Origin of the sequence: Xanthomonas sp. GW (assembly GCF_014236815.1) — a bacterium.
GTDB lineage: Bacteria > Pseudomonadota > Gammaproteobacteria > Xanthomonadales > Xanthomonadaceae > Xanthomonas_A.
The window spans coordinates 1,769,834-1,793,829 of record NZ_CP051189.1 but is presented as its reverse complement, the minus strand read 5'-3'; the positions used below and the strand labels follow the sequence as shown (position 1 = coordinate 1,793,829).

The 23,996-nt window shown below is 69.6% G+C and carries 16 protein-coding genes and 1 pseudogene; 8 read left to right on the top strand and 9 right to left on the bottom strand.

Annotation, left to right across the window (positions count from 1 at the left end; translation table 11 throughout):
* Positions 1-286: 286 nt before the first annotated feature.
* Positions 287-718 (bottom strand): hypothetical protein, encoded by a 432-nt coding sequence (locus tag HEP73_RS07530; RefSeq protein WP_185822713.1) that lies wholly within the window; start codon positions 716-718, stop codon positions 287-289.
* A gap of 25 nt (positions 719-743) precedes the next feature.
* A complete protein-coding gene (gene creD, locus HEP73_RS07525; RefSeq protein WP_185822712.1) occupies positions 744-2,060 on the bottom strand; it encodes a cell envelope integrity protein CreD in 1,317 nt (438 codons plus the stop codon).
* 531 nt (positions 2,061-2,591) lie between these two features.
* On the opposite strand from creD, the gene HEP73_RS07520 reads away from it, so the two are divergent.
* Positions 2,592-3,614, top strand: coding sequence for an IS5 family transposase (locus HEP73_RS07520; RefSeq protein WP_185822711.1), 1,023 nt, complete (start codon positions 2,592-2,594; stop codon positions 3,612-3,614).
* A 228-nt stretch (positions 3,615-3,842) separates the two neighbouring features.
* Here HEP73_RS07520 and creC read toward each other — a convergent pair whose 3' ends face one another.
* The 5 genes from creC to HEP73_RS07495 all read right to left on the bottom strand — a co-directional run bounded on the left by creC (position 3,843) and on the right by HEP73_RS07495 (position 8,974).
* On the bottom strand, positions 3,843-5,285 hold the full coding sequence (gene creC / locus HEP73_RS07515) for a two-component system sensor histidine kinase CreC (protein WP_185822710.1): 1,443 nt from the start codon (positions 5,283-5,285) through the stop codon (positions 3,843-3,845).
* Between the two features lies 1 nt (position 5,286).
* A complete protein-coding gene (creB, locus tag HEP73_RS07510) occupies positions 5,287-6,000 on the bottom strand; it encodes a two-component system response regulator CreB (RefSeq protein WP_185822709.1) in 714 nt (237 codons plus the stop codon).
* Between the two features lie 138 nt (positions 6,001-6,138).
* On the bottom strand, positions 6,139-6,495 hold the full coding sequence (locus tag HEP73_RS07505; protein ID WP_185822708.1) for a YgiW/YdeI family stress tolerance OB fold protein: 357 nt from the start codon (positions 6,493-6,495) through the stop codon (positions 6,139-6,141).
* 368 nt (positions 6,496-6,863) lie between these two features.
* Positions 6,864-8,315, bottom strand: coding sequence for an ATP-binding protein (locus tag HEP73_RS07500; RefSeq protein WP_185822707.1), 1,452 nt, complete (start codon positions 8,313-8,315; stop codon positions 6,864-6,866).
* Entirely contained in the window at positions 8,312-8,974 is a 663-nt protein-coding gene (locus tag HEP73_RS07495) for a response regulator transcription factor (protein ID WP_185822706.1), read from the bottom strand. Before HEP73_RS07495 ends, HEP73_RS07500 begins: the two co-directional genes overlap by 4 nt.
* Before the next feature lie 182 nt (positions 8,975-9,156).
* Between HEP73_RS07495 and HEP73_RS07490 the strand changes: the two genes are divergently transcribed.
* Complete coding sequence (locus HEP73_RS07490) at positions 9,157-10,014, top strand: 23S rRNA (adenine(2030)-N(6))-methyltransferase RlmJ (protein ID WP_185822705.1); 858 nt, start codon at positions 9,157-9,159, stop codon at positions 10,012-10,014.
* A 60-nt stretch (positions 10,015-10,074) separates the two neighbouring features.
* Here the strand turns inward: HEP73_RS07490 and HEP73_RS07485 are convergent, their stop codons facing one another.
* Positions 10,075-11,034: a YwqG family protein gene (locus HEP73_RS07485; RefSeq protein ID WP_185822704.1), complete on the bottom strand. Its 960-nt coding sequence runs from the start codon at positions 11,032-11,034 to the stop codon at positions 10,075-10,077.
* A gap of 46 nt (positions 11,035-11,080) precedes the next feature.
* Entirely contained in the window at positions 11,081-12,010 is a 930-nt protein-coding gene (locus HEP73_RS07480; RefSeq protein WP_185822703.1) for a cation diffusion facilitator family transporter, read from the bottom strand.
* A 115-nt stretch (positions 12,011-12,125) separates the two neighbouring features.
* On the opposite strand from HEP73_RS07480, the gene HEP73_RS07475 reads away from it, so the two are divergent.
* The 6 genes and pseudogenes from HEP73_RS07475 (at position 12,126) to HEP73_RS07450 (ending at position 23,930) form a co-directional block, all read left to right on the top strand.
* Positions 12,126-12,668, top strand: a complete 543-nt coding sequence (locus tag HEP73_RS07475) for a GNAT family N-acetyltransferase (RefSeq protein WP_145707860.1) — start codon at positions 12,126-12,128, stop codon at positions 12,666-12,668.
* A gap of 233 nt (positions 12,669-12,901) precedes the next feature.
* Positions 12,902-16,591: a transcription-repair coupling factor gene (gene mfd, locus HEP73_RS07470; protein WP_185822702.1), complete on the top strand. Its 3,690-nt coding sequence runs from the start codon at positions 12,902-12,904 to the stop codon at positions 16,589-16,591.
* A gap of 389 nt (positions 16,592-16,980) precedes the next feature.
* Positions 16,981-17,301: an STAS domain-containing protein gene (locus HEP73_RS07465; RefSeq protein WP_185822701.1), complete on the top strand. Its 321-nt coding sequence runs from the start codon at positions 16,981-16,983 to the stop codon at positions 17,299-17,301.
* A 13-nt stretch (positions 17,302-17,314) separates the two neighbouring features.
* Positions 17,315-19,402 (top strand): chemotaxis protein CheA, encoded by a 2,088-nt coding sequence (locus tag HEP73_RS07460; RefSeq protein ID WP_185822700.1) that lies wholly within the window; start codon positions 17,315-17,317, stop codon positions 19,400-19,402.
* A 445-nt stretch (positions 19,403-19,847) separates the two neighbouring features.
* Positions 19,848-21,785, top strand: a pseudogene (locus tag HEP73_RS07455) (methyl-accepting chemotaxis protein); the annotation flags it as partial.
* Between the two features lie 147 nt (positions 21,786-21,932).
* Positions 21,933-23,930, top strand: a complete 1,998-nt coding sequence (locus HEP73_RS07450) for a methyl-accepting chemotaxis protein (RefSeq protein ID WP_185822698.1) — start codon at positions 21,933-21,935, stop codon at positions 23,928-23,930.
* The last annotated feature ends 66 nt before the right edge of the window (positions 23,931-23,996 follow it).

Here is a 23,996-nt window from a genome sequence, read left to right as displayed (position 1 = left end):
GACGGGCCTCCTGCCCGGTGCTGCGTCCTGTGGCGGCGTCCATGACCGCTGTTGCGTTGCGCGATGGCGCCTGTCCGGCCTATCCGCGCATGTCGCCATCCTTGGCGGTGGGCGTCCCTGCCCGGTACTGCGTCCTGCGGTGGCGTGCGTGACAGCGATGCCAGTGCGCGATCGTGTCTGTCGCCGACGCCGCAATTCGGCGCATGTCGCCAGCGGGCCTATCGCGCAAGCAGGCGTGTCGTAGGCGGCGGGCACAACGCTTTTCTCGCCAATGCCGGTGCGCGCCTCAGCGCCACCAGCGGCACAGCAGCGCCGCCTGCGCCGGCAACACCAGCAGCCGTGCGCGTCCCTGCGCTTCCCAGGTCACGAAACCCGGTCCGTGCGGGGCCTGCGTGCCTTGCCCGGCCGGTGCCCAGGCCGAATCGCCGCGCAAGGCGCGCCACGCGCAGTAGCGCCACGGTTCGGCCTCGCCGGGCAAGGCAGCGCGGGCCTGCAGCGCCGCCGCCAGGAACCCGAGACCATGCGCGGCCAGCGCCTCGCGGCTGCGTTCGCTCAACCGCAGCCACAGCGCGCCGCCGCGGTCGGCGGCGGTGACCAGCGCCGCCTGGGCGCTGCGCGCCAATGCCACGCCGGCATTGCCGCGGTGCAGGCCGCGGGTATCCAGTGCGTCCGGCAACAGGGCCTGGACGCGACGATGCAGATGGGTGTGTGCCGACATGGCGGGATCCTGGTCGCGTGCCGGTTCAGCGCAGCGCCGCGCCGAGTTCGTACCAGTCGATCTTGCGGGTGATCCACATGATCGCGGCGAGGATGCCGAACAGCAGCAGCGAGCCCATCAGCAAGGCGTTGTCTTCCGAGGCCAGCAATCCATACAGCGCGCCGTACAGCACGGTGAGCATGCTGGCGAAGCCGGCGGCGCGGCCGCGGCTGCGCAATACCCCGGACAGGTAGAAGAACTGCAGGCCGATGCAGGCCACTGCCGAGACCAGGTACGCCTGCCAGAACGGGATGTGCTCGGACAGGCTGAGCAGCAGCAGGAAGAAGATCGCCAGCGCCAGGCCGACCAGCAGGTATTGCAGCGGATGGATCGGCAGGCGCTTGATCAGTTCGAACAGGGCGAAGGCGACGAAGGTCAGTACCACGAACAGGATGCCGTATTTGCTGGCGCGATCGGCCTGGGTATAGACGTCGACCGGATCGACCAGGTCCACGCGCAGCGCATCGATCTCGCCGCCGGAGAACAGTTGCGCCTGCGCGCCGGTGGCCAGCGACGACAGCGCCCAGCTGGCCTGGAAGCCCTGCTCGGTGATGCGGCGCTCGTTGGGCAGGAAGCGGCCGCCGAACAGCGGATGCGGCCATGGCGAGGTCAGCGCGATCTGGTTGTCGTCGCCGACCGGCACGATCGACAGGCCCTGGGTGCCGTCGAGCACGAATTCCATTTCCACGCTGTGCAGGTCGGTGAGCTTGCCCTGGCGCGCATCGGCCAGCGCCGGCAGCAGCGCATGCACGCCCTTGGATTGGCCGGCCAGCGCCAGCGAACCCGGCTGCAGCGCCAGCGCCTTGCCGTCGGTGCGCAGATTGGGCGTACCGACCAGCCCGCGCACGTCCTGGATGCCGACCACCAGATACGGCTGACCATAGCTGCGGCCTTCGACCGCCTCGTAGTCGAGATCGTCGAACTGCGCCTTGAGCCGCGCATGCCAGCTGTACACCTGCACCTTGAACAGGCCGATGCTGCGCTGCGACGGCTTCAGCTCGCCGTTGATCGCCAGATGCCTCGGCGTCTGCACGTCGTAGCCGTTTTCGGTTTCGCGCTTGACGCTGCGCTTGCCGTCGGCATCGACCACCGCGACATCGCGCACCTGCGTCCACGGCACCACCCGCAACGGGCCGAGCAGGCGCTGTTCACCGGCCTTGCTTTGCGACACGCGTTCCACCGCCTCGTCGCGGTAGCGCTGGCGGTCTTGCACGGTGCCGCGGATCATCAGCAGCGGGATCAGCAGCAACAGGATCAATCCGCCTATGGTGGCGAATCGCAGAACGAGCTTGAGGGATTTCATCGACGGTCCTCGGTGATGGAGGACGCCAGGGTGCCGCGCCTGCGTGTGCGGGGTTTGAGGCGAATTTGAAGTGAGTGTGAAGTGGGTGGCGTGCGTGAGGTTGGCGCCGCAAAAACCATCGCGTGAGGCGCTCGCTTTGCGAGCGATGTCGGGACCGGCATTGGCGGCGGACAGCGTCGGAGCTGAAGCCCCTCCCACAGTGCACCCAGCAAGCTGGCCGCAAGCCCCTGTAGGAGCGGCTTCAGCCGCGACGAGCGAAGCCAGGCATCCCAATGTTGCCGGCTGTCTGTCGGGGCTGAAGCCCCTCTGCACCCAGCGAGTTGGCCGCAAGTCCCTTGTGGGAGCGGCTTCAGCCGCGACGAGCGAAGCAGGCATCCCAATGCTGCCAGCCGCCTGTCGGGGCTGAAGCCCCTCCTACAGTGCACCCAGCGAGTTGGGCGCGAGCCCCTTGTGGGAGCGACTTCAGGGCACCTCTAAAAACCTCCTTCTTTGGCATCATATGGTCAGAAGAGAGAGAGCCGAGGCCTTGCGATGATCAGCCTGTTTGCCGGACACGAACGCGAAGCCAAGCGTCAGCAGATAGGCGACCCGCTGACCCTGCTTTCGCGCCATATCGATTTCGCATCGATTGCCCAAGCCATCGATGCGAAGCTGTCCTTGGGCACCGGCACGCGCGGGGGCCGTCCGGCCTGGCCGACGGTGGTAATGGTCAAACTGCTGCTGTTGCAGCAGCTATACAACCTCTCTGACGATGCGCTGGAGTACCAGGTGCTGGATCGGCGCAGTTTCCAGCAGTTCCTTGGGCTGGAACACAGCGGCAAGGTGCCTGACGCCAAGACGATCTGGGTGTGGCGCGAGCGGCTCAAGGCGCAGGATGTGATGGGCGACATCAGCGCAGCGGTCGGCGTGCAATTGCGGCGGGCGGGATTCATCGCGCGTGGCGGTCAGATCATCGATGCGAGCATCGTCAGCGCCCCGATCCAACGCAACACGCGCGAGGAGAACGCACAGATCAAGCAGGGTGGCGAGGTAGGCCAAGACTGGAGCGACGCCAAGCGGGCACAGAAGGATGTGCAAGCCCGCTGGACCCGCAAGCACGGCAAGGCGCATTACGGCTACAAGCTGCACGCCAGCACCGATCGGCGTTGGGGCTTCATCCGCCGACATGCGGTGAGCGCAGCCAACGTGCATGACAGCCGACACTTCGAGGAGGTGCTGGACCCCAGCAATCACGGACGCACGGTGTGGGCCGACAGTGGCTATGCCGACGCATCGAGGGAGGCCGATCTGACGCAACGCGGCTATCGGGCGGCCATTCAGCACCAGGGCCAGGCGCGCAAGCCGCTAAGCGCGGCCGAACAGCGCCGCAACCGGCGGCTTGCCAAGGACCGGGTGTTCGGCGAACACCCGTTCGCGCGGCTGGCGCAGCAGGGCGGTAAATACCTGCGCACCATCGGGTTGGCACGGGCCACGGTGGTGATCGGGTTGAAGGTCGCCAGTCACAACCTGATGCGGCTGGCACGACTGCAGCAGCGGGCCATGGCGCCCGCGTGAGCGGGTGAGGCGGCCAATCCGGCCGCTCTTCCTACATCCAGGACCCCTGCGAAGCACGTTGGCTTCCTCGAACAGCCGTAACGGCAGCGCCTTTGCAGCTCACTTCAGTGAAATGACGGGTTGTTCGAGGTGCCCTTCAGTCGCGACGAGCGAAGCCTCCAGCCTTCGTGGTCAGGAACGCCGCAGGAACCGATGGCCCGCGGCCATCCCGGAACCGATTCTGCAGGCTCAGGCCGCCGGCAGCGACAGCCGCGCCACCGCGCCGCCGCTCTCGCGGTTGCGCAGGCTCGCCTCGCCACCGTGCAGCCGCGCCACTTCGCGCACAAACGGCAGGCCCAGGCCCGAACTGCGCTGTCCGGTAGCCGGCCGCGCCAGCGAATAGAAGCGCTCGAATACCCGCTCCAGCGCGTAATCCGGGACCCCGGGGCCGGCGTCCTCCACCAGCAGCGCGATGCGCGCGTCCGCGTCGCGCTCGGCACGCAGCACCACGACCCCGCCATCCGGCGAGAACGCGATCGCGTTGTCGAGCAGATTGTGCAGGGCCTGGCGCAGCAGATAGGGATCCCCGGCCAGCGCCAGTTCCGCCTCCGGCGCCTGCACCTGCAACTGCACGCCGCTGGCGCGCAGCTGCGGCGCCAGCGCCTCGGCCAGTTGCGCGAACAGCGGCGCCAGCGCGATGCGCTCGCGCCGCTGCAGCCAGCCGTGCTGTTCCACTTCGGCCAGCGCCAGCAGCTTGTCGATGGTTTCGGTGAGGCGCTGCTGCTGCTCGGCGATGTTGCGCACGAAGCGTTGCCGCTCCGCGTCCGGCAGCGGTTCCTGCAGCAGTTCGGCGGCACCGCGGATCGCCGCCAGCGGACTCTTCATTTCGTGCGTCAAGGACTGCACGTACTGCTCGACATAGGCCTTGCCCTCGAGCTTGCGCCGCATCGTCTCCAGCGCGCGGCCCAGATCGCCGATCTCGTCGCGGCGCGGCGGCGGCGGCGGCACCGGCTCGCCGGCGCTGACCGCCTGCGCATAACGGTTGAGCCGGCCGATGCCGCGCAGCAGGCCCCAGGTCATCAACAGCCCGATCATCGCGGAGATGCCGATCAGCCAGGCGCCACGCAACAGGATGTTGCGCTGGCTGGCGACGATGAACGGCTCGATGCTGCGGTTGGGCTGCGACAGGGTCAGCACGCCGATCAGGCGCCGGGCGTCGTCCGGGTCGTAGATCGGCGCGGCCACGTGCATCACCGTGTGGTTGGGGTCGCCGTCGCCCTCGGCGCTGGAGCGCGCGCCGTATTCGCCGCGCAGGGTGCGGTAGACGTCGTTCCAGCGCGAGTTGTCGCGGCCCAGGTCCTGGCCGCGCGAATCGAACACCACCACGCCGGTGGCGTTGGTGATGGTGACCCGGTAGTCGACGCTGCGCTTGGGGAAGCGCCACACCATCGCGCGTGGATTGCGCCGCTGCGCCGCGCCGAGGTCGCGGGCGAAGGCGCCGCTGTCGATGCGTCCGGCCTTGAGGTCGGTGGCCGCCATCTGCGCCAGCACGTTGGCCGCGTCCACCAGGGTCGATTCCATCGCCTGGCGCACGCCGGGCTTGACCTCGTTGACGAATACCCGCATCACGAAGAACGCGGCGACGCCGACGATCAGGAAGAAGCCCAGGAACAGCCTCAGCCCAAGCCGCATCTCACTGCTCCAGCGCGTAGCCGATGCCGCGATGGGTGCGGATCGGGTCGTGCGCGGCGCCGGCCGCGCGCAGCTTGGCGCGCAGCGTCTTGATGTGGGTATCCACGGTGCGGTCGGCGCTGTCGGCGCTGCTGTCCCAGCCGCGGTCCATCAGCTGCGCGCGGCTGAGGATGGCGCCCGGCCGTTGCAGCAGCGCGGCCAGCAGCGCGTATTCGTAGCGGGTCAGGTCCAGGGCGGCGTCGCCGTAGTGGATGCGGCGGCCGTCGCGATCGATCGCGAATGCACCGTGCCGCTGCCAGCCCGGTTCCGCTTCCGCGCTCGCCGCAGGCGCCGGCCGCCGCAGCCGCGCACGCACCCGCGCGACCAGTTCGCGTGGCGAGAAGGGTTTTGCCATGTAGTCGTCGGCGCCCAGCTCCAGGCCGAGCACGCGGTCGATCTCGTCGTTGCGTGCGGTCAGGAAGATCACCGGCACCTGGCTGAAGCTGCGCAGTTCGCGGCACACCTCGAAGCCGCCCAGGTCGGGCAGGCCGACATCCAGCACCACCACGTCGATGCCGCCGGCGCGCGCCTGCGCCAGCGCCTCGCGCCCGAGCAGGCAGTGCCGCACCTGGTAGCCCTCGCTGCGCAAGGCGTACAGCACGGTATCGGCGATGGCGGATTCGTCCTCGACGACGAGGACACACGGAGCGGTGGACGCGGACATGGCGCGCAGCATAGCCGCAGCGGGGCGCGGCGTGCAGCGGCCGCCGCGCCGAAACGCGGCGCCGCGTGCGATCCGGGTCAGGCCGGCGCGCGCGCAGCCATGGCCGGCCGCAGCGCGGCGCAGCGGCCGACACTGCGACGCGACACCGCCTCAGCGCAGGAAGCGCACCTCGTCCACTTCGACTTCGGCGGAACGGAAGTCCTTGTCGAATTCGCCCAGCAGCTCGACCTGGGCCTTGTCGTCGAACGCCCGCCCGGCCGGCAGCCGGTGCGCATCGATCTCGACCTTCACGCTGCCGGTCGCGTCGCGGAAGGTATAGCGGTCGCCGCCATCGTGGGACACGATGTTCCCGCGCAGCACCACCTGCTGCTCGTCCTTGCCCTGCTCCAGCAACTGCTTGACCGTGGTCACCGGCACGCTGCTGGGGCCGGTGTATTGCGCGGCGGCCTGGCCACTGGCGAGGACGGCGATGGCGGCGGCAAACGCGGAAAGAAGGGTCTTGCGCATGGAATGCTCCTTGGGGTCGATGTCATGGCCGATCGCCATGGACGCCATTGGAACGCGCGAACCTGAAGTGGATCTGATGTCTCGGGCTTCGATTCAGGTACATCGCCTGGATTGGAAGCGGCGTCAATCGGCATGCCCGTGGTGCGGCGTCGACGGCACGCATGGCGGCAAGCGGTTCTCGGGAGTCGTACGCACGCAGCGGCGGCACATGTCGCGTTCCAGGCTTGGCATCTCGCATGAAGCGACGCGCCGCCTGGGTCGGCGGTTTCGCGTTGCGCATCGCACATGCCGCCGTTGTCGATCGCCCAGCGCGAGCGCGCCCGCGACGCGCGCCGCGATCGGTGCTGCTTATGGCGACAAGCCGCGTTCTAGCCGGCCGCCGGCGACTCGAGCTGCGGCAATTCGATGCGCACCGCCAGGCCCATGCCCTCGCCGCCGGAGTCCAGGCGCAACTGCCCGCCGTGCAGGACGACGATGCGCTCCACCAGCGACAGGCCCAGCCCGCTACCCTGCCCGGCATTGCCCAGCACGCGGAAGAAGCGCTGGGTGAGCCGGGTCAGATCGGCCGGGGCCACGCCGGGGCCGTCGTCGCGCACAACGATGCGCACCGCCGATGGCGCCCCCGTGGCGCCGCGCACCACGGTGGCGTCGATGCGCACCTGGCCTTCCGCCCTGCCGTAGCGCACCGCGTTGTCGAGCAGGTTGCGCAGCGCGCTGCGCAGCAATTCGCCATGCGCCCAGACCGTGTCCACGCCGATGTCCACGTGCACGCCGATGCGCTTGGCCGATGCCGCAGGCGCGATGTCGGCCAGCACCGCATCGACCAGCGCCGGCAACGCCACGGCCGTGCAGGCCAGGCTGCCGGGTTGCTGCGGATCCAGCCGCGCCAGCATCAGCAGGTTGTCCACCAACGCCGTGGCGCGGTCCACATCGGCGCGCAGCGTCGCCAGGTCCTGGCGCTGCGCCGGGTCCAGGGTCGCGGCGTGGCTGCGCTGCATCAGCTGGATCTTCATGCGCAGCCCGGCCAGCGGCGTGCGCAGTTCGTGCGCCGCATCGGCGGTGAAGCGGCGCTCGGACTGCAGTGCCTCACCCAGCCGCGCGAGCACGCCGTTGAGCGCCTGCACGATCGGGCGCAGCTCGTCGGCTTGACCGGCCGCGGACACCGCGTTCAATGCCTGCGGCGACTGCCGGCCGATGTCCTCGGCCAGGCGCTCCAGCGGCCGCAGCTGGCGGCGGATCACCCACCAGTTGAGCGCGGCCAGCAACACCAGCAGCGCCAACGCTGGCCATACCAGGTTCTCGGCCATGTCCTCGAGCAGCTCGGTGCGCTCTTGCAGCGGCTGCGCGACCTGCACGTACAGATCCTGCGCGCGGGCGTGCAGCACGTGCACGCGCCACAGCCGCTGCGCGTGCAGCACGGTAGTCGTTGCATCGTCGCCATGCACCTGACTCGGCGGCACGAACGGCTGCCGCGGCACGTCGGCCGAGCGGCGCAGCACCGTGCCGTGGCGATCGACGATCTGGTAGTACAGGCGCACGCCGTCGGCGTCCGCCGCCGCGTCGCCGTCCTCCGCCGGTGCATCGCCGTGCAACAGGCCGGGGCCGAAGGCCGCGACCAGGCGCGCGCTTTCTTCCAGCGCATCGTCGAACACGTCGCTGGTCTCGGTCCAGGCCACGCCGACGATGACCGCCAGGCTGACCAGCCAGCAGGCGATGCTCGACCCAAGCGTGGTGGCGATCAGCCGCCGGCGCAGCGAATAGCGCGCATCCGCCGGCGGCGGCGTGCTTGCCGCGGCGCGTCGCCAGCGCGACCACCTCATCGCGGCGCTCCCAGGCAGTAGCCCTGGCGCCGGATGGTGACGATCAGCGCGCTGCCCAGCTTCTTGCGCAGGTGCGAGATGTGCACTTCGATCGCGTTGCTCTCCACTTCCTCGCCCCAGCCGTACAGCGCATCCTCGAGCTGGTCGCGGCCGACGATATGGCCCTTGCGCGCCAGCAGCGCATGCAGGATCGCGTACTCGCGCGCGGTCAACGCCACCGGTTCGCCGTTGCGGGTGACGCGCTTGGCCACCGGGTCCAATGTCACCTCGCCGTGCGACAGCAGCACCGCGGGATCGCCGCCGCCACGGCGCAGCGCCGCGCGGATGCGCGCCGACAGCTCTTCCAGGTCGAACGGCTTGACCAGATAGTCGTCGGCACCCAGGTCCAGGCCCTGCACCCGGTCTTCCAGCGCATCGCGCGCGGTGATCATCAGCACCGGCGTGGTCACCCGCGCCGCGCGCAGCGTGCGCAGCAGGGCGTCGCCGTCGAGCCCGGGCAGGCCGCGGTCGAGCAGCACGCACTGGTAGGGCTGCGCCTGCAGCGCGGTGCGCGCCTCGTCGCCGCGGGTCAGCCAGTCCACGGTGTAGCCGTCCAGCTTCAGCCACCCGCGCAGGGTGTCGCCGAGCGAAAGATCGTCTTCTACCAGGAGGATGCGCATCGGGGAAAAATAGCCGACCGGGCTTAAGGGAATCTGATGGTCGCGACCATACGCGATGCGCGGTGGCGCCGCCGCGAGGACCCTGCGCAGTCGGACCGCCACCCGCCCTGCCAGCTCGACCGCCGCAGCGCCCGGCGCGTGCCGGCATGGCTCCGCGCCGGTGCGACCCGTACACTGCGCCGATGAACTATCGCCACGCCTACCACGCCGGCAACCATGCCGACGCGCTCAAGCACACCGTGCTGCTCGCGCTGATCGACGCGCTCAAGCGCAAGGACAGCCCGTTCTTCGTGCTCGACACCCATGCCGGGCGCGGCCGCTACCTGTTCGCCGGCAGCGAGAGCCGCAAGACCGGCGAGGCCGCGGCCGGGGTGCTGAAGCTGATGGGCCTGCCCACCTTGCCCGAGGTGCTGGAGCGCTACCTGCGCGCGGTGCAGGCCGACAACCCGGTGGGCGCCCTGCTCGCCTACCCCGGCTCGCCGCTGCTGGTCGCCCAGGCCATGCGCGAACAGGACCGGCTCGCCGCCTGCGAACTGCAGCCCGAGGAAGCGGCCGAACTGAAGGCGCTGTTCGGCAACGACCGCCGCGTGCAGGTGCATGCCGGCGACGGCTATGCGGCGATCAAGGCGTTCGTGCCGCCGAAGGCCGGCGCGGCCAAGATCGGCCGCGGCCTGGTGCTGATCGATCCGCCCTACGAATCGCAGGACGCCGAATACCCGCTGATCGCCGCGGCGCTGCGCGAGACCCTGACCCGCTGGCCGCAGGCGATGTGCGCGGTGTGGTATCCGATCAAGCAGCGCCGCAGCCTGCAGCCGTTCTTCCGCAAGGCCGCGGCGATGCCGGCCAAGTCGGTGCTGCTGGCCGAACTGCAGGTGCGCCCCGACGATTCGCCGCTGCGGCTCAACGGCAGCGGCATGCTGCTGCTCAATCCGCCATGGCAGTTCGAGCAGGCGCTGGCCAGCGCGCTGCCGGCGCTGAAGCAGCACCTGGGCGAGGCCGGCGCCTCCAGCCGCCTGGAGTGGCTCAAGCGCGAGGAGTGAGCCGGCGCGCGGGACGTCGCGCCACGCCGCAAACGCGCGCGCGCCGCGCACGGCACTGGGTCAATAGCAATCCCAGTTGTAGGCGACGCGGCTGAAATCGCCGCGCTGCAGGTCTGCCGGATCGATGAAGAAGTTGGCGATGCCGCTGTCGCCCCACATCATGGCGTCGTCGCTGTCCAGCTGCAGCAGCAGGACCTGCGCGTCCTGCGGCGTGCGCGGATCCTCCTGGGTGAACTCCGGGTAGCCGCCGAGCTTGTGCCCGCTGCGATTCAATGCGTCGTACAGCGCCTCGTCCACGTCGTCCTGCGGCAGCGCGTGGCGGCCGGCGTAGGCAGCGGTGACCTCGTCCAACGGCCGGCCCAGCGCCTGTTCGAAGTGCACGTCGCTGCTGCCGATGGTTTCCTCGCCCACGCTGAAATGCATCGCCCGCGGATGCGCCGGGTCGAACGGCAGCGTGTCGCTGGCCGGCAACGGCACCTCGGCCTGCCGCGCCGACGCGTCGGGCCGCGGCCAATACACCACGCGGAAATTGCGTTGCGCGCTCAATGCGGCCAGGTCGGTGGCGCCGTCGAGATTGGCGCCATAGAAATCGTCGCTGCCGATGAAGAACTGCAGCATGCCGTGGGTGGGATAGCCGCGCAGCGGCGGCATCTTCGCCAGGTCCACCTGCGCCAGCAGCGCCAGCGGCTGGCCATGGGCGTCTTGCGGGTATGCCTTGTCCGCGGTCCAGTACGGACGGCCGCCGACCTTGCTGGCCAGGCGATCGTCCTGCGCCATCGGCTGCAGGCGCAGCTGCGCCACCGGCTTGCGCGTGGCATCCAGGCGTTGCCGGTACGGTGCCAGCACCGCATCGGCCGGCACCTTCGCCGCGGGCGCGGCGCTGGACGATGGCGCCACCGTCGGCGCCGCCTGCATCGTGCGCTTGAGCCACCAGAAGCCGCCCAGCATCAGCCCACCCAGCACCGCGACCAGCGCCAGGGTGATCACGGTGGACAGCAGCACAGCGTTCGAGGTCTTCATTCCGTTGTCGCCCGCGATGGACCGGGCGCCACTGTAGCAATGCCGCTCAGCTGCCGGAAGCGACCGCGGCGGCGCCCGGCTCCGGCTCGAAGAAGCTCCAGCGCACCGCCGGGAACTGCTGCTTCAGGCCGCGCTCGATGCGGGTGATGTCGGCCAGCAGCGCCGCCGCATCGTGCTTCTGCCGCAGCGTGGCCTGCACCGACACCATCACGTCCTCGCCCAGTTGCATCGCGATCAGGTGGATTACCCGCTCGATCTCCGGTTGCGCCTGGAAGAACGCATGCAATTGCCGCTGCATTGCCGGGTCCACGCTCTGCCCGATCAGCATCGCCTTGATCTCGATCGCCACCAGCACCGCGACCACGATCAGCAGCGCACCGATGGCGATGGTGCCCAGCGCGTCCCACAGCGGATTGCCGGTCAGCACCGTCAGCAGCACCGCGGCCAGGGCCAGCGCCAGGCCAAGCAGCGCCGCCAGGTCCTCGCCGAAGATCACGATCAGCTCGGCCTGGCGGCTTTCGCGGAACCAGGTCCACAGCGAACGCGCGCCGCGCACCTTGGCGATCTCCTGCAGGCAGGTGCGCAGCGACACGCCCTCGGCGACGAGGGCAAAGCCCAGCACGCCCACCGCCCAGCCCCAACTGCTCAACGGCTCGGGCTGCAGCAGCTTGTGCACGCCCTCGTACACCGAAAACATGCCGCCGATGCAGAACAGCATCACCGCCACCAGGAACGACCAGAAGTAGATCGCGCGGCCGTAGCCCAGTGGATACTCGGCGCTGGCCGGGCGCTTGGCCTGGCGCATGCCCAGCAGCAACAGCAACTGGTTGCCGCAGTCGGCCAGCGAATGCACGGTCTCGGCCAGCATCGCGCCCGAGCCGGTGGCCAGCGCCGCCGCGCCCTTGGCCAGGGCGATGGCCAGGTTGGCGCCGAGCGCGAAGAAGATGGCGCGCCGCGAATCGCCGCTGCCGGACATGGCCTATCCTTATCGAAAATCCCCGCACAGGGTAGGCAAACGCGGTGAGCGCTGCGTTCACGGCATCCGCCCCGGGTAATGCGAGAATCCAGGCTTCGTCGAGGATCATCCGGCAATGGCTACCCGCAACCGCATGCCTCCATGGCATGAAAACTTCACCTTGCCCAGCGGCCGCGAGCTGCTGATCCGGCCGATCCGGCCGGAAGACAGCGCGCCGCTGCAAGGCGCCTTCAGCCTGCTCGGGCCGACCGAGATCCGCGAACGATTCCTGCATTCGGTGCAGGAACTGACCGAGGACATGGCGCAGCGCCTGACCCATCCCAATCCGAAGACCGAACTGACCCTGGTCGCGGCCGAACCGCTGCCGCCGGGCGAAGCGGTGGTCGGCGCGGTGGCGCGCGCGGCGATCACGCCTGGCACCCGCGAGGCCGAATACGCGATCCTGGTCAGCAGCTTCGTCGCCGGCCAGGGCCTGGGCCGGCAGCTGATGCGCAAGCTGGTCAAGTGGGCGCGGCGCAAGTACCTGGACCGGCTCTACGGCGATGTGCTGGAAAGCAATCTGCCGATGCTGCAACTGGCCGAATCGCTGGGCTTCCAGCCGATGCCGCATCCGGACACCCCGGGGCTGGTGCGCGTGGTGCTGGAACTGGGCAACTGAGCGAGGGCGGCCCTGATCGGGCTACCGCGAGGTGCGTAACCCACTTGCAGACCGCGAACCGCTGATTGGTTCGCGAGCCCCAGCGGCTCACCCTCAGTGCTGCGGACGCAGCCACAGCCTGCGCCGCCCACCTCCGCTGTGCCCGGCCAGGCGACCGCGCCACAAAGCGCGCACGCGTCCGGCCAATCCCCAATCCCGACTCCCCAATCCCAGCTTGCTAAACTAAGCGGTCAATGGCGCCTCTTTCCTTCCCCGTTCCGCCGCTGCCCAAATCCGGCCAGCTCCGCGCCTTCTGGCGCGCCCCTGCGTCCTCGACCGCGCTGGCCTGGCACATCGCCTGCGCCGCCGCGGCGCATCGCGGGCCGCTGCTGGTGGTCGCACGCGACAACCAGAGCGCGCACCAGATCGAGGCCGACCTGCACACGCTGCTGGCCGGCGACGGCAGCCTGCCGGTGGTGCCGTTCCCGGATTGGGAAACCCTGCCCTACGACCAGTTCAGCCCGCACCCGGACATCGTCAGCCAGCGCCTGTCGGCGCTGCACCGGCTGCCGACGCTGAAGCAGGGCATCGTGGTGGTGCCGGTGCAGACGCTGATGCAGCGCGTGGCGCCGTTGCGCTACATCGTCGGCGGCAGTTTCGACCTGCACGTGGGCCAGCGCCTGGACCTGGAGGCGGAAAAGCGCCGCCTGGAAAGCGCCGGCTACCGCAACGTGCCGCAGGTGATGGACCCGGGCGATTTCGCGGTGCGCGGCGGCCTGCTCGACGTGTACCCGATGGGCTCGGACACGCCGTTGCGGATCGAACTGCTGGACGAGGACATCGACTCGATCCGCGCCTTCGACCCGGAATCGCAGCGCTCGCTGGACCACGTGCAGGCGGTGAAGATGCTGCCCGGCCGCGAAGTGCCGATGGACGATGCCAGCGTGGAGCGGGTGCTGGCCACGCTGCGCGAACGCTTCGACGTCGACACCCGGCGCAGCGCGCTGTACCAGGACCTGAAGGCGCGGCTGGCGCCGTCGGGCATCGAATACTACCTGCCGCTGTTCTTCCAGGAGACGCGCGGCGCCGGCGCCGCGGCGCGCGATGCCACCGCCACCCTGTTCGACTATCTGGGCGAGTCGGTGCTGCCGCTGCTCGCGCCGGGCGTGGGCGCCGCCGCCGATGCGTTCTGGGCGCAGACCCAGAACCGCTACGAGCAGCGCCGCCACGACGTGGAGCGCCCGCTGCTGGCGCCTGAGGAGCTGTACCAGGCGCCGGACACGCTGCGCGAAAAGCTCAACGGCCTGCCGCGCATCGAGGTGTGGGCCGCCGACCACGCGCGCATCGACGAGGCGCAGGCGCTGGGCGACCAGCCGCTGCCGCCGCTGCCGGTGGCGGCCAAGGACGCCGCTCCGGCCGAGGCGCTGAAGAGCTTCCTCGGCAGCTACCCGGGCCGCGTGCTGATCGCCGCCGACTCGCCGGGCCGCCGCGAAGCGCTGCTGGAAGTCCTGGCCGCGGCAGGGCTGAAGCCCGAGGTGATCCCAAACTTCGCCGCATTCCTCCCTCCCCCCCCCGGGAGAAGGTGGCGCGAAGCGCCGGATGAGGGTGCGGCGCTCGCGCCGTCCTCATCGAAGAAGGCTACTGCTTCGTCAGCGTCTTTAACAGCCGCGCAGAAGCAGGTCGCGAGCGGCCGTACCCTCACCCCAACCCCTCTCCCGGGGGGAGAGGGGCTCGGCGGCTCCGGCGGGCTCGATGCTGCGCCGGCTGCATTCGCCATCGCCGTGGCACCGCTGGACGACGGCTTCGCCCTCGACGATCCGCATATCGCGGTGCTCACCGAGCGCCAGCTGTTCCCCGAGCGCGCCGGCCAGCCGCGGCGCACGCGCCGCGCCGGGCGCGAGCCGGAAGCGATCATCCGCGACCTCGGCGAGCTGACCGAAGGCGCGCCGATCGTGCACGAGGACCACGGCGTCGGCCGCTACCGCGGGCTGATCGTGCTCGATGCCGGCGGCATGCCCGGCGAGTTCCTGGAGATCGAATACGCCAAGGGCGACCGCCTGTACGTGCCGGTCGCGCAGCTGCACCTGATCAGCCGCTACTCCGGCGCCTCGGCCGAGACCGCGCCGCTGCATTCGCTGGGCGGCGAGCAATGGACCAAGGCCAAGCGCCGCGCCGCCGAGAAAGTGCGCGACGTGGCCGCCGAACTGCTGGAGATCCAGGCGCGGCGCCGCGCCCGCGCCGGTCTGGCGTTGCAGGTGGACCGGGCCATGTACGAACCGTTCGCGGCCGGCTTCCCGTTCGAGGAGACCACCGACCAGTTGGCCGCGATCGAGGCCACCTTGCGCGACCTGGGCAGCAGCCAGCCGATGGACCGCGTGGTCTGCGGCGACGTCGGCTTCGGCAAGACCGAGGTCGCGGTGCGCGCCGCGTTCGCCGCGGCCAGCGCCGGCAAGCAGGTGGCGGTGCTGGTGCCGACCACGCTGTTGGCCGAACAGCACTACCGCAATTTCCGCGACCGCTTCGCCGACTGGCCGTTGCGGGTGGAAGTGCTATCGCGCTTCAAGAGCGCCAAGGAGATCAAGGCCGAGCTGGAGAAGGTCGCCGACGGCGGCATCGACGTGATCATCGGCACCCACCGCCTGCTGCAGCCGGACGTGAAGTTCAAGGACCTGGGCCTGGTCGTGGTCGACGAGGAACAGCGCTTCGGCGTGCGCCAGAAGGAAGCGCTGAAGGCGCTGCGCGCCAACGTGCACCTGCTCACCCTCACCGCCACGCCGATCCCGCGCACGCTGAACATGGCCATGGCCGGGCTGCGCGACCTGTCGATCATCGCCACCCCGCCGCCGAACCGGCTGGCGGTGCAGACCTTCGTCACTGCCTGGGACAACGCGCTGCTGCGCGAGGCGTTCCAGCGTGAGCTGGCGCGCGGCGGCCAGCTGTACTTCCTGCACAACGACGTGGAAAGCATCGGCCGCATGCAGCGCGAGCTCAGCGAGCTGGTGCCCGAGGCGCGCATCGGCATCGCCCACGGGCAGATGCCCGAGCGCGAGCTGGAACGGGTGATGCTGGATTTCCAGAAGCAGCGCTTCAACGTGCTGCTGTCGACCACGATCATCGAATCGGGCATCGACATCCCCAACGCCAACACCATCGTCATCAACCGAGCCGACCGCTTCGGCCTGGCCCAGCTGCACCAGTTGCGCGGCCGCGTCGGCCGCTCGCACCACCGCGCCTACGCCTACCTGCTGGTCCCGGACCGGCGCAGCATCACCGGCGATGCGCAAAAGCGGCTGGACGCGATCGCCTCGATGGACGAGCTCGGTGCCGGCTTCACCCTGGCCACCCACGACCTGGAAATCCGCGGCGCCGGCGAACTGCTCGGCGAGGACCAGAGCGGGCAGATGGCCGAGGTTGGCTTCAGCCTGTACACCGAGCTGCTGGAACGCGCGGTGCGCAGCATCCGCCAGGGCAAGCTGCCGGACCTGGACGCCGGCGAGGAAGCGCGCGGCGCCGAAGTGGAACTGCATGTGCCGGCGCTGATCCCGGACGACTACCTGCCCGACGTGCACACCCGCCTGACCCTGTACAAGCGCATCTCCAGCGCGCGCGACAGCGAGCAGCTGCGCGAACTGCAGGTGGAGATGATCGACCGCTTCGGCCTGCTGCCGGATGCGGTGAAGCACCTGTTCGCGGTCGCCGAGCTGAAGCTGCAGGCCAACACGCTGGGCATCCGCAAACTGGAACTTGGCGAGAACGGCGGCCGCATCGTGTTCGAGTCCAAGCCCAATATCGATCCGATGACCATCATCCAGATGATCCAGAAGCAGCCCAAGCTGTACGCGATGGACGGCCCGGACAAGCTGAAGGTGAAGCTGCCGCTGCCGGAAGCGGCGGACCGCTTCAACGCCGCGCGCGGCCTGCTGGCGGCACTGTCGCCGCGGTGACCGCCAGGCCCTGAGCTGCGCGCAGAAGACCCCTGCGCACAGCGGCATGCATCCAGACGGTCGCGCACCGCCGGTGCGCACAACGCGAACGTTCCGAAAAACGGCCGGCCTCCCCGGCCGTTTTCCGTTGCGCGCACCTCCCGGCGTTGGCACGGCGCATGCATTCGCTTGGGTGGCAGCGCGGCGTTCGCACGCAATCTGGAATGGGGTGCCGCTCACTAGACTGAACCGCTCATCCTTGTCAAGGATTTGCGAGACAAATGCGTCTTTCGGCCTAAATATTCTGAAAAGGCGCCGATATCTGCTTACAGCAAGCCCGACCGGCTTGTTTCGCACCCGCGCCGCGGCCGGGATTTCGACGTTCCCCCTGCTCGAATCGGAGACATCCCATGCGCTCGAAACTCCCGGACTCCCTGCCCCCGCCGCTGCAACTGAGCCTGGATGGCGACATGACCATCCGCCGCGCCGGCGAACTCAAGCCGCTGCTGTTGCCGGCGCTGGAACACCCCGGCGGCCTGCAGCTGCAGTTGCAGGCGGTCACCGAAATCGACGCCACCGGCATCCAACTGCTGCTCGCCACCCAGGCCGCGCTGCGCGCGCTGGGCCGGCCGTTCCAGCTCGACGGCTGCAGCGCGCCGGTCAACGACGCACTCGACCTGCTCGGCCTGCGCGACATGCTCGCGCCCGGCGCCAGCGACACCTTCCACTGATCGGCGCCAGCTCATGAATTTCGCTCAACTGCTGCAGACCTTCATCGCCGAGAGCCGCGACCTGCTCGAGGACATGGAACGCAACCTGCTGGAAGCCGAACGCGGCGAAGCCGGCCCGGACGCGGTCAATGCCATCTTCCGCGCCGCGCACACCATCAAGGGCTCCGGCGGGCTGTTCGACCTGGCGCAACTGGTGGGCTTCACCCACGTGGTGGAGAGCGTGCTGGACCTGGTGCGCGAGCACGCGGTGGCGCTGGATTCGGAGCTGATCCAGCTGATGCTGGCCTGCTGCGACCACATCCGCGCGCTGGTCGAAGCGGCGGCCGGCGCCGAGGCCGACGAAGCGGTGCTCGCCGCCGAGGGCGAGCCGCTGCTGGTGCGCCTGCAAACCTATCTGCAACCGGCCGCCGCGCCGGCGGCTGCCGCCACCACGGTCGCGGCCACCGCCGCGGCGCAGACCGGCTACTGGCGGATCTCGCTGCAGCTGTTCAGCGACGCGCTGCGCTTCGGCAACTCGCCGCTGCACCTGATCCGCTGCCTGCGCAGCCTGGGCACGCTGGAGGCGGTGCGCACCCGCCACGAGCGCGTGCCGGCGCTGCCGGAACTGGACCCGGAAGCCTGCTACCTGGGCTTCGACATCCTGCTGCGCTCCGACGCGCAGCAGGCCGCGATCGAGGACATCTTCGAATTCGTCCGCGACGACTGCGAGTTGCAAGTGGTGGCGGTGGATCCGCACGGCGATGCCGCCAACCTGGAGCTGCCGCTGCTGGTGGCCGAATCCGGCGGCCACGGCCACGCCGACGACTTCGCCAACTTCGGCAGTCCGGAGCCGGCGGCGGTGCTGGCCGCGCCCGCGCCAGCGGCCCCCTCTGCACCCGCCTCCGCCCTACCGGCGGCGCCGGCCAAGGCCGCAGCGGCCGCGGCGGCACCCGCCGCCGCACGCAGCGAAGGCGGCTCGATCCGCGTCGATGCCGACAAGCTCGACCGCATGATCGATCTGGTCGGCGAACTGATCATCGCCGTCGCCAGCACCGGCGCCAACGCGCAGCGCACCGGCGACGCGCAACTGCTCGAATCCACCTCGATCCTGGCCGGGCTGGTCGAGGACGTGCGCGAGAGCGCGCTGCAGCTGCGCATGGTCAAGATCGGCGGCACCTTCAGCCGCTTCCACCGCGTGGTCCACGACGTGGCGCGCGAACTGGGCAAGGACATCGTGCTGGTGGTCAACGGCGAGGACACCGAGCTGGACAAGTCGGTGGTGGAGAAGATCGCCGATCCGCTGACCCACCTGGTGCGCAACGCGATGGACCACGGCATCGAACCGGCGGAACTGCGCCAGGCGCGCGGCAAGCCGGTGCGCGGCACGGTGCGGCTCAACGCGTTCCACGATTCGGGCAGCGTGGTCATCCAGATCAGCGACGACGGCGGCGGCTTGAATCGCGAGCGGATCCTGGCCAAGGCGCTGGAGCGCGGCTTGATCGAGCCCGGCCGCAGCCTGTCCGACCGCGAAGTGTTCGCGCTGATCTTCGAGCCGGGCTTCTCCACCGCCGAGAAGGTCACCAACCTGTCCGGCCGCGGCGTCGGCATGGACGTGGTCAAGCGCAACATCACCGCGCTGCGCGGCAGCGTGGACATCAGCAGCCAGCAGGACGTGGGCACCACCATCTCGGTGCGGCTGCCGCTGACCCTGGCGATCATCAACGGCTTCCAGGTCGGCGTCGGCAAGTCGGTGTTCGTGGTGCCGCTGGACGTGGTCGAGGAATGCGTGGAATTCGCGCCGAACTACCAGAGCGACTACATCGACCTGCGCGGCGGGGTGCTGCCGTACGTGCGCCTGCGCTCGCTGTTCGGCATCGCCGGCGCGCCGCCGGCGCGCGAGAGCATCGTGGTGATCCGCCAGGGCGCGCAGCGCTTCGGCCTGGTCGTGGACACGCTGCTGGGCGAATGGCAGACCGTGATCAAGCCGCTGGCCAAGGTGTTCGCCGGGGTCAAGGGCATCAGCGGGTCGAGCATCCTCGGCAGCGGCGGCGTCGCGCTGATCCTGGACGTGCCCTCGCTGCTGTCGCAAGTCGAACCTTCCACCGCTTCGCTGGCGGCCTGACGCCGCTCCGCGGGTGCCGCCGCGCACCCACACCATTCATAGACGCTAGCCAGGAACCGCTGCCATGTCTTATCGCTCACGGATCGCGACCACGTTATTGACCACGACGGCCATCGCCGTCGCCCTGCCCGCCGCTGCCGCCGCCACGGCGTTGCTGCTGCCACTCACGCAGGGCGCCGCGCTGGCCTTGGTCGCGGCCGCGACGCTGGCCTGCGCCGGCGGGCTGGGCTGGGCCGCGCTCGCCGCGGCGCGCACCCTGAACCTGGCTACCGCCGGGCTGGACGCGCTGGTGCGCGGCGACCTGGAGCGGATCGTGCCGGCAGCCGGCGCCGCCGACAACGAAGTGACGCAGCTGCTGCGCACCGCGCAGGCCGACCTGCGCCAGTTCCACGCCGACGTCGGCCACATGGCCAGCGCGCATGCCGCCGGCGAGTGCGAGGTGGCGATGGATCCGGCGCGCTGGCCCGGCACCCACCGCGACCTGGCCCAGAGCATCAACGCGATGGTCGCCGGGCACATCGGCGTGAACAAGCAGGCGATCGATTGCGTGGCCGAATTCGGCCGCGGCAACTTCGCCGCGACGCTGGCCGCGTTCCCCGGCAAGAAGGCCTTCATCAACGACACCATCGAGCAGGTGCGGCGCAACCTGACCGGGCTGATCGCGGAAATGCGGCGCATGTCCGAGCAGCACGAGGCCGGCGAGATCGACGCGGTCATCGACAGCGCACAGTTCCAGGGCGATTTCCGCGGCATGGCCGACGGCATCAACCGCATGGTCGGCGGGCACATCGCGGTCAAGAAGCTGGCGCTGGGCGTGGTCGCCGAGTTCGGCCGCGGCAATTTCGACGCGCCGCTGGCGCAGCTGCCCGGCAAGAAAGCCTTCATCAACGACACCATCGAGCACGTGCGCGGCAACTTCAAGCAGCTGATCGCCGAGATCAACCGCATGTCCGCCGAGCACGACAAGGGCGAGATCGACGTGGTCATCGACACCGCCAGGTGCGAGGGCGACTTCGCCACGATGGGCGACGGTATCAACCAGATGGTGGCCGCGCACATCGCGGTCAAGAAGCTGGCGCTGGGCGTCGTCGCCGAATTCGGCCGCGGCAACTTCGACGCGCCGCTGGCGCAGCTGCCCGGCAAGAAGGCCTTCATCAACGATACCATCGAACACGTGCGCGGCAACTTCAAGCACCTGATCGCCGAGATCAACCGCATGTCCGCCGAGCACGACAAGGGCGAGATCGACGCGGCCATCGACACCGCCAAGTTCGAGGGCGACTTCGGCGCGATGGGCAACGGCATCAACCAGATGGTCGCCGCGCATATCGCGGTCAAGAAACTGGCGATGGGCGTGGTCGCCGAGTTCGGCCGCGGCAATTTCGACGCGCCGCTGGCGCAACTGCCCGGCAAGAAGGCCTTCATCAACGACACCATCGAGCAGGCGCGCGGCAACCTGCGCAGCGTCGGCGACGTGATCAAGGTGATGGGCGCGGTCGCCGACGGCGACCTCAGCTGCAAGGTGCAGGGCCGCTACGAGGGCGCGTTCGCCGACATGCAGCGCTACGTCAACGCCACCATCGACAAGCTCACCGGCATCGTCAACGAGGTCAACAGCAATGCGGTCACGCTCGCCAGCGCCTCGGAGGAACTCTCGGCCACGGCGCAATCGCTGAGCCAGGCGGCCAGCGAGCAGGCGGCCGGCGTGGAGGAGACCAGCGCGTCGCTGGAGCAGATGACCGCCTCGATCTCGCAGAACGCCGAAAACGCCAAGGTCACAGACGGCATGGCCGCCAAGGCCGCGCGCGAAGCCGCCGAGAGCGGCGAAGCGGTGCGCGCCACGGTCAACGCGATGAAGGAGATCGCCAGGAAGATCAGCATCATCGACGACATCGCCTACCAGACCAATCTGCTGGCGCTGAACGCGGCGATCGAGGCCGCGCGCGCCGGCGAGCACGGCAAGGGCTTCGCCGTGGTCGCCGCGGAAGTACGCAAGCTGGCCGAGCGCAGCCAGGTCGCCGCACACGAGATCGGCGACGTGGCCGGTTCCAGTGTGGAGCTGGCGGAAAGCGCCGGGCGCCTGCTCGACGGGATGGTGCCGTCGATCCGCCGCACCTCCGACCTGGTGCAGGAGATCAGCGCCGCCTCCGAGGAACAGACCTCCGGCGTCGGCCAGATCAATACCGCCGTGGTCCAGCTCAACCAGACCACCCAGCAATCGGCAGCCAACGCTGAAGAACTGGCGGCCACGGCCGAAGAAGTAAGCAGCCAGGCCGAACAACTGCAGGTACTCATGAACTTCTTCAGGACCGGCCCCGCCAACGCGGCGTCCGCCCCTACCCCGCTGCCGCGGCGCGCCCCGGCACCGCCGGTGCGCGCGCCGCGCCTGCGTGCCTTCGCCGGCATCGCACCTGCGGCGGCACGGCTCGACGAAACCGCGTTCGAAACCTTCTGATCCCCGCACCCACCCACCCGGAACCGGTCGCCACATGCCCGGGACCCGCAACCCAGCACCGATAGGTAAATAGCCATGTCCAACGCCATCTCACTCTCTTCCAAGCTATGGACTGGCTGCTGCATCGCCGTGCTGCTGCCGTTGGCAGCCAGCGCGGCCGGCTTCGCGCTGGCGCTGCCGCCAGGCCAGGTGCTGGCGCTGGCCATCGCCGCGGCGGTGCTGGGCGGCGCGGTGCTCGCCTACGTGGCGCACGCGATCTCGCGCTCGCTGGGCATCGCCACCGCCGCCCTGACCCGCTTCGCCCGCGGCAATTTCGAGGTGGTGATGCCGACGGTGCGCAACGACCAGGCCTGCGAGATCCTGCTGGCGCTGCGCGAGGTGCAGTTCGGCGTGCGCCAGATCGGCGACGAGATCGGGCGCATGTCGCGCGAGCACGATGCCGGCGACATCGACGTGACCATCGACAGCCAGCGCTTCGAAGGCGATTTCCGCAGCATCGCCGAGGGCATCAACCGCATGGTCGCCAGCCATATCGCGGGCAAGAGGAAGGCCATGGCCTGCGTCGCCGAGTTCGGCCGCGGCAACTTCCAGGCGCCGTTGGAAACCTTCCCGGGCAAGAAGGCGTTCATCAACGACACCATCGAACAGGTGCGCCGCAACATGCTGGGGCTGATCGCGCAGATGAACCACATGTCGGCCGAACACGACGCCGGCGACATCGACGTGACCATCGACAGTCAGCGCTTCGAAGGCGATTTCCGCAGCATGGCCGACGGCATCAACCGCATGGTCGTGGGCCACATCGCGGTCAAGAAGCTGGCGATGGGCGTGGTCGCCGAATTCGGCCGCGGCAACTTCGACGCGCCGCTGGCGCAGCTGCCCGGCAAGAAGGCGTTCATCAACGACATCATCGAGCAGGTGCGCAGCAACCTGCGCGCGCTGATCCGCGACACCAACCTGCTGGTCGAAGCCGCCGGTGCCGGACGCCTGGACGTGCGCGCCGACGCCGGCCTGCACCAGGGCGATTTCCGCCGCATCGTCGACGGCGTCAACCAGACCCTGGACACGGTGATCGGGCCGCTGACCGAAGCGCGCCAGGTGCTCAAGGCGATCGAGGACGGCGACCTGACCCGCACCGCCAACGTCGCCTGCCACGGCCAGCTGAAGGAACTGTGCGACAGCATCAACGGCACCGTGGCGCGCCTGGCGCAGGTGGTCGGCGAGGTCAACATCAACGCCGAGGCCCTGGCCAGCGCCTCGGAAGAAGTCAGCGCCACCGCGCAGTCGCTGAGCCAGGCGGCCAGCGAGCAGGCCGCGGGCGTGGAGGAAACCAGCGCCTCGCTGGAGCAGATGACCGCCTCGATCGCGCAGAACACCGAAAACGCCAAGGTCACCGACGGCATGGCGGCCAAGGCCGCGCGCGAAGCCATCGAAGGCGGCGAAGCGGTGCGCTCCACGGTGGCGGCGATGAAGCAGATCGCGCACAAGATCGGCATCATCGACGACATCGCCTACCAGACCAATCTGCTGGCGCTGAACGCGGCGATCGAGGCCGCACGCGCCGGCGAGCACGGCAAGGGCTTCGCCGTCGTCGCCGCGGAAGTGCGCAAGCTGGCCGAGCGCAGCCAGATCGCCGCGCAGGAGATCGGCGACGTCGCCACCTCCAGCGTCGAGCTGGCCGAGAACGCCGGCAAGCTGCTCGAGCAGATGGTGCCGTCGATCAAGCGCACCTCCGACCTGGTGCAGGAGATCACCGCCGCCTCCGAGGAACAGACCTCCGGCGTCGGCCAGATCAATGCCGCGGTCGGCCAGCTCAACCAGACCACCCAGCAGGCCGCGTCCAATTCCGAGGAGCTGGCCGCCACCGCCGAGGAGATGAGCGGCCAGGCCGAGCAACTGCAGCAGCTGATGAGCTTCTTCCGCACCAACCAGGCGGCGGCGACGCCGCGGCGGCCGGTCGCGGTGCCGCGCGCCAGCAGGAAGCCGGCGGCGCCGGCGCGGGCACGCAGCTACGGCGAGGCCGGGCTGGCGCTGGTGACGGCGCCGGACGAACTGCATTTCGACAGCTTCTGAACCAACCCGGCGTCCGGCCTTGCGTCCGCACAGCTGGCGCGCGGCGCGGGCCCGGACCGCTCGCAC

Bases quoted from the DNA above. Each gene is read 5' to 3' on its own strand.
- HEP73_RS07520 (WP_185822711.1), top strand. From the start codon at position 2,592: ATGATCAGCCTGTTTGCCGGACACGAACGCGAAGCCAAGCGTCAGCAG.
- HEP73_RS07485 (WP_185822704.1), bottom strand. From the start codon at position 11,034: ATGAAGACCTCGAACGCTGTGCTGCTGTCCACCGTGATCACCCTGGCG.
- HEP73_RS07490 (WP_185822705.1), top strand. From the start codon at position 9,157: ATGAACTATCGCCACGCCTACCACGCCGGCAACCATGCCGACGCGCTC.
- HEP73_RS07480 (WP_185822703.1), bottom strand. From the start codon at position 12,010: ATGTCCGGCAGCGGCGATTCGCGGCGCGCCATCTTCTTCGCGCTCGGC.
- HEP73_RS07530 (WP_185822713.1), bottom strand. From the start codon at position 718: ATGTCGGCACACACCCATCTGCATCGTCGCGTCCAGGCCCTGTTGCCG.
- HEP73_RS07465 (WP_185822701.1), top strand. From the start codon at position 16,981: ATGCGCTCGAAACTCCCGGACTCCCTGCCCCCGCCGCTGCAACTGAGC.
- mfd (WP_185822702.1), top strand. From the start codon at position 12,902: ATGGCGCCTCTTTCCTTCCCCGTTCCGCCGCTGCCCAAATCCGGCCAG.
- HEP73_RS07450 (WP_185822698.1), top strand. From the start codon at position 21,933: ATGTCCAACGCCATCTCACTCTCTTCCAAGCTATGGACTGGCTGCTGC.
- HEP73_RS07460 (WP_185822700.1), top strand. From the start codon at position 17,315: ATGAATTTCGCTCAACTGCTGCAGACCTTCATCGCCGAGAGCCGCGAC.
- creC (WP_185822710.1), bottom strand. From the start codon at position 5,285: ATGCGGCTTGGGCTGAGGCTGTTCCTGGGCTTCTTCCTGATCGTCGGC.
- HEP73_RS07475 (WP_145707860.1), top strand. From the start codon at position 12,126: ATGGCTACCCGCAACCGCATGCCTCCATGGCATGAAAACTTCACCTTG.
- HEP73_RS07505 (WP_185822708.1), bottom strand. From the start codon at position 6,495: ATGCGCAAGACCCTTCTTTCCGCGTTTGCCGCCGCCATCGCCGTCCTC.
- HEP73_RS07500 (WP_185822707.1), bottom strand. From the start codon at position 8,315: ATGAGGTGGTCGCGCTGGCGACGCGCCGCGGCAAGCACGCCGCCGCCG.
- HEP73_RS07495 (WP_185822706.1), bottom strand. From the start codon at position 8,974: ATGCGCATCCTCCTGGTAGAAGACGATCTTTCGCTCGGCGACACCCTG.
- creD (WP_185822712.1), bottom strand. From the start codon at position 2,060: ATGAAATCCCTCAAGCTCGTTCTGCGATTCGCCACCATAGGCGGATTG.
- creB (WP_185822709.1), bottom strand. From the start codon at position 6,000: ATGCTGCGCGCCATGTCCGCGTCCACCGCTCCGTGTGTCCTCGTCGTC.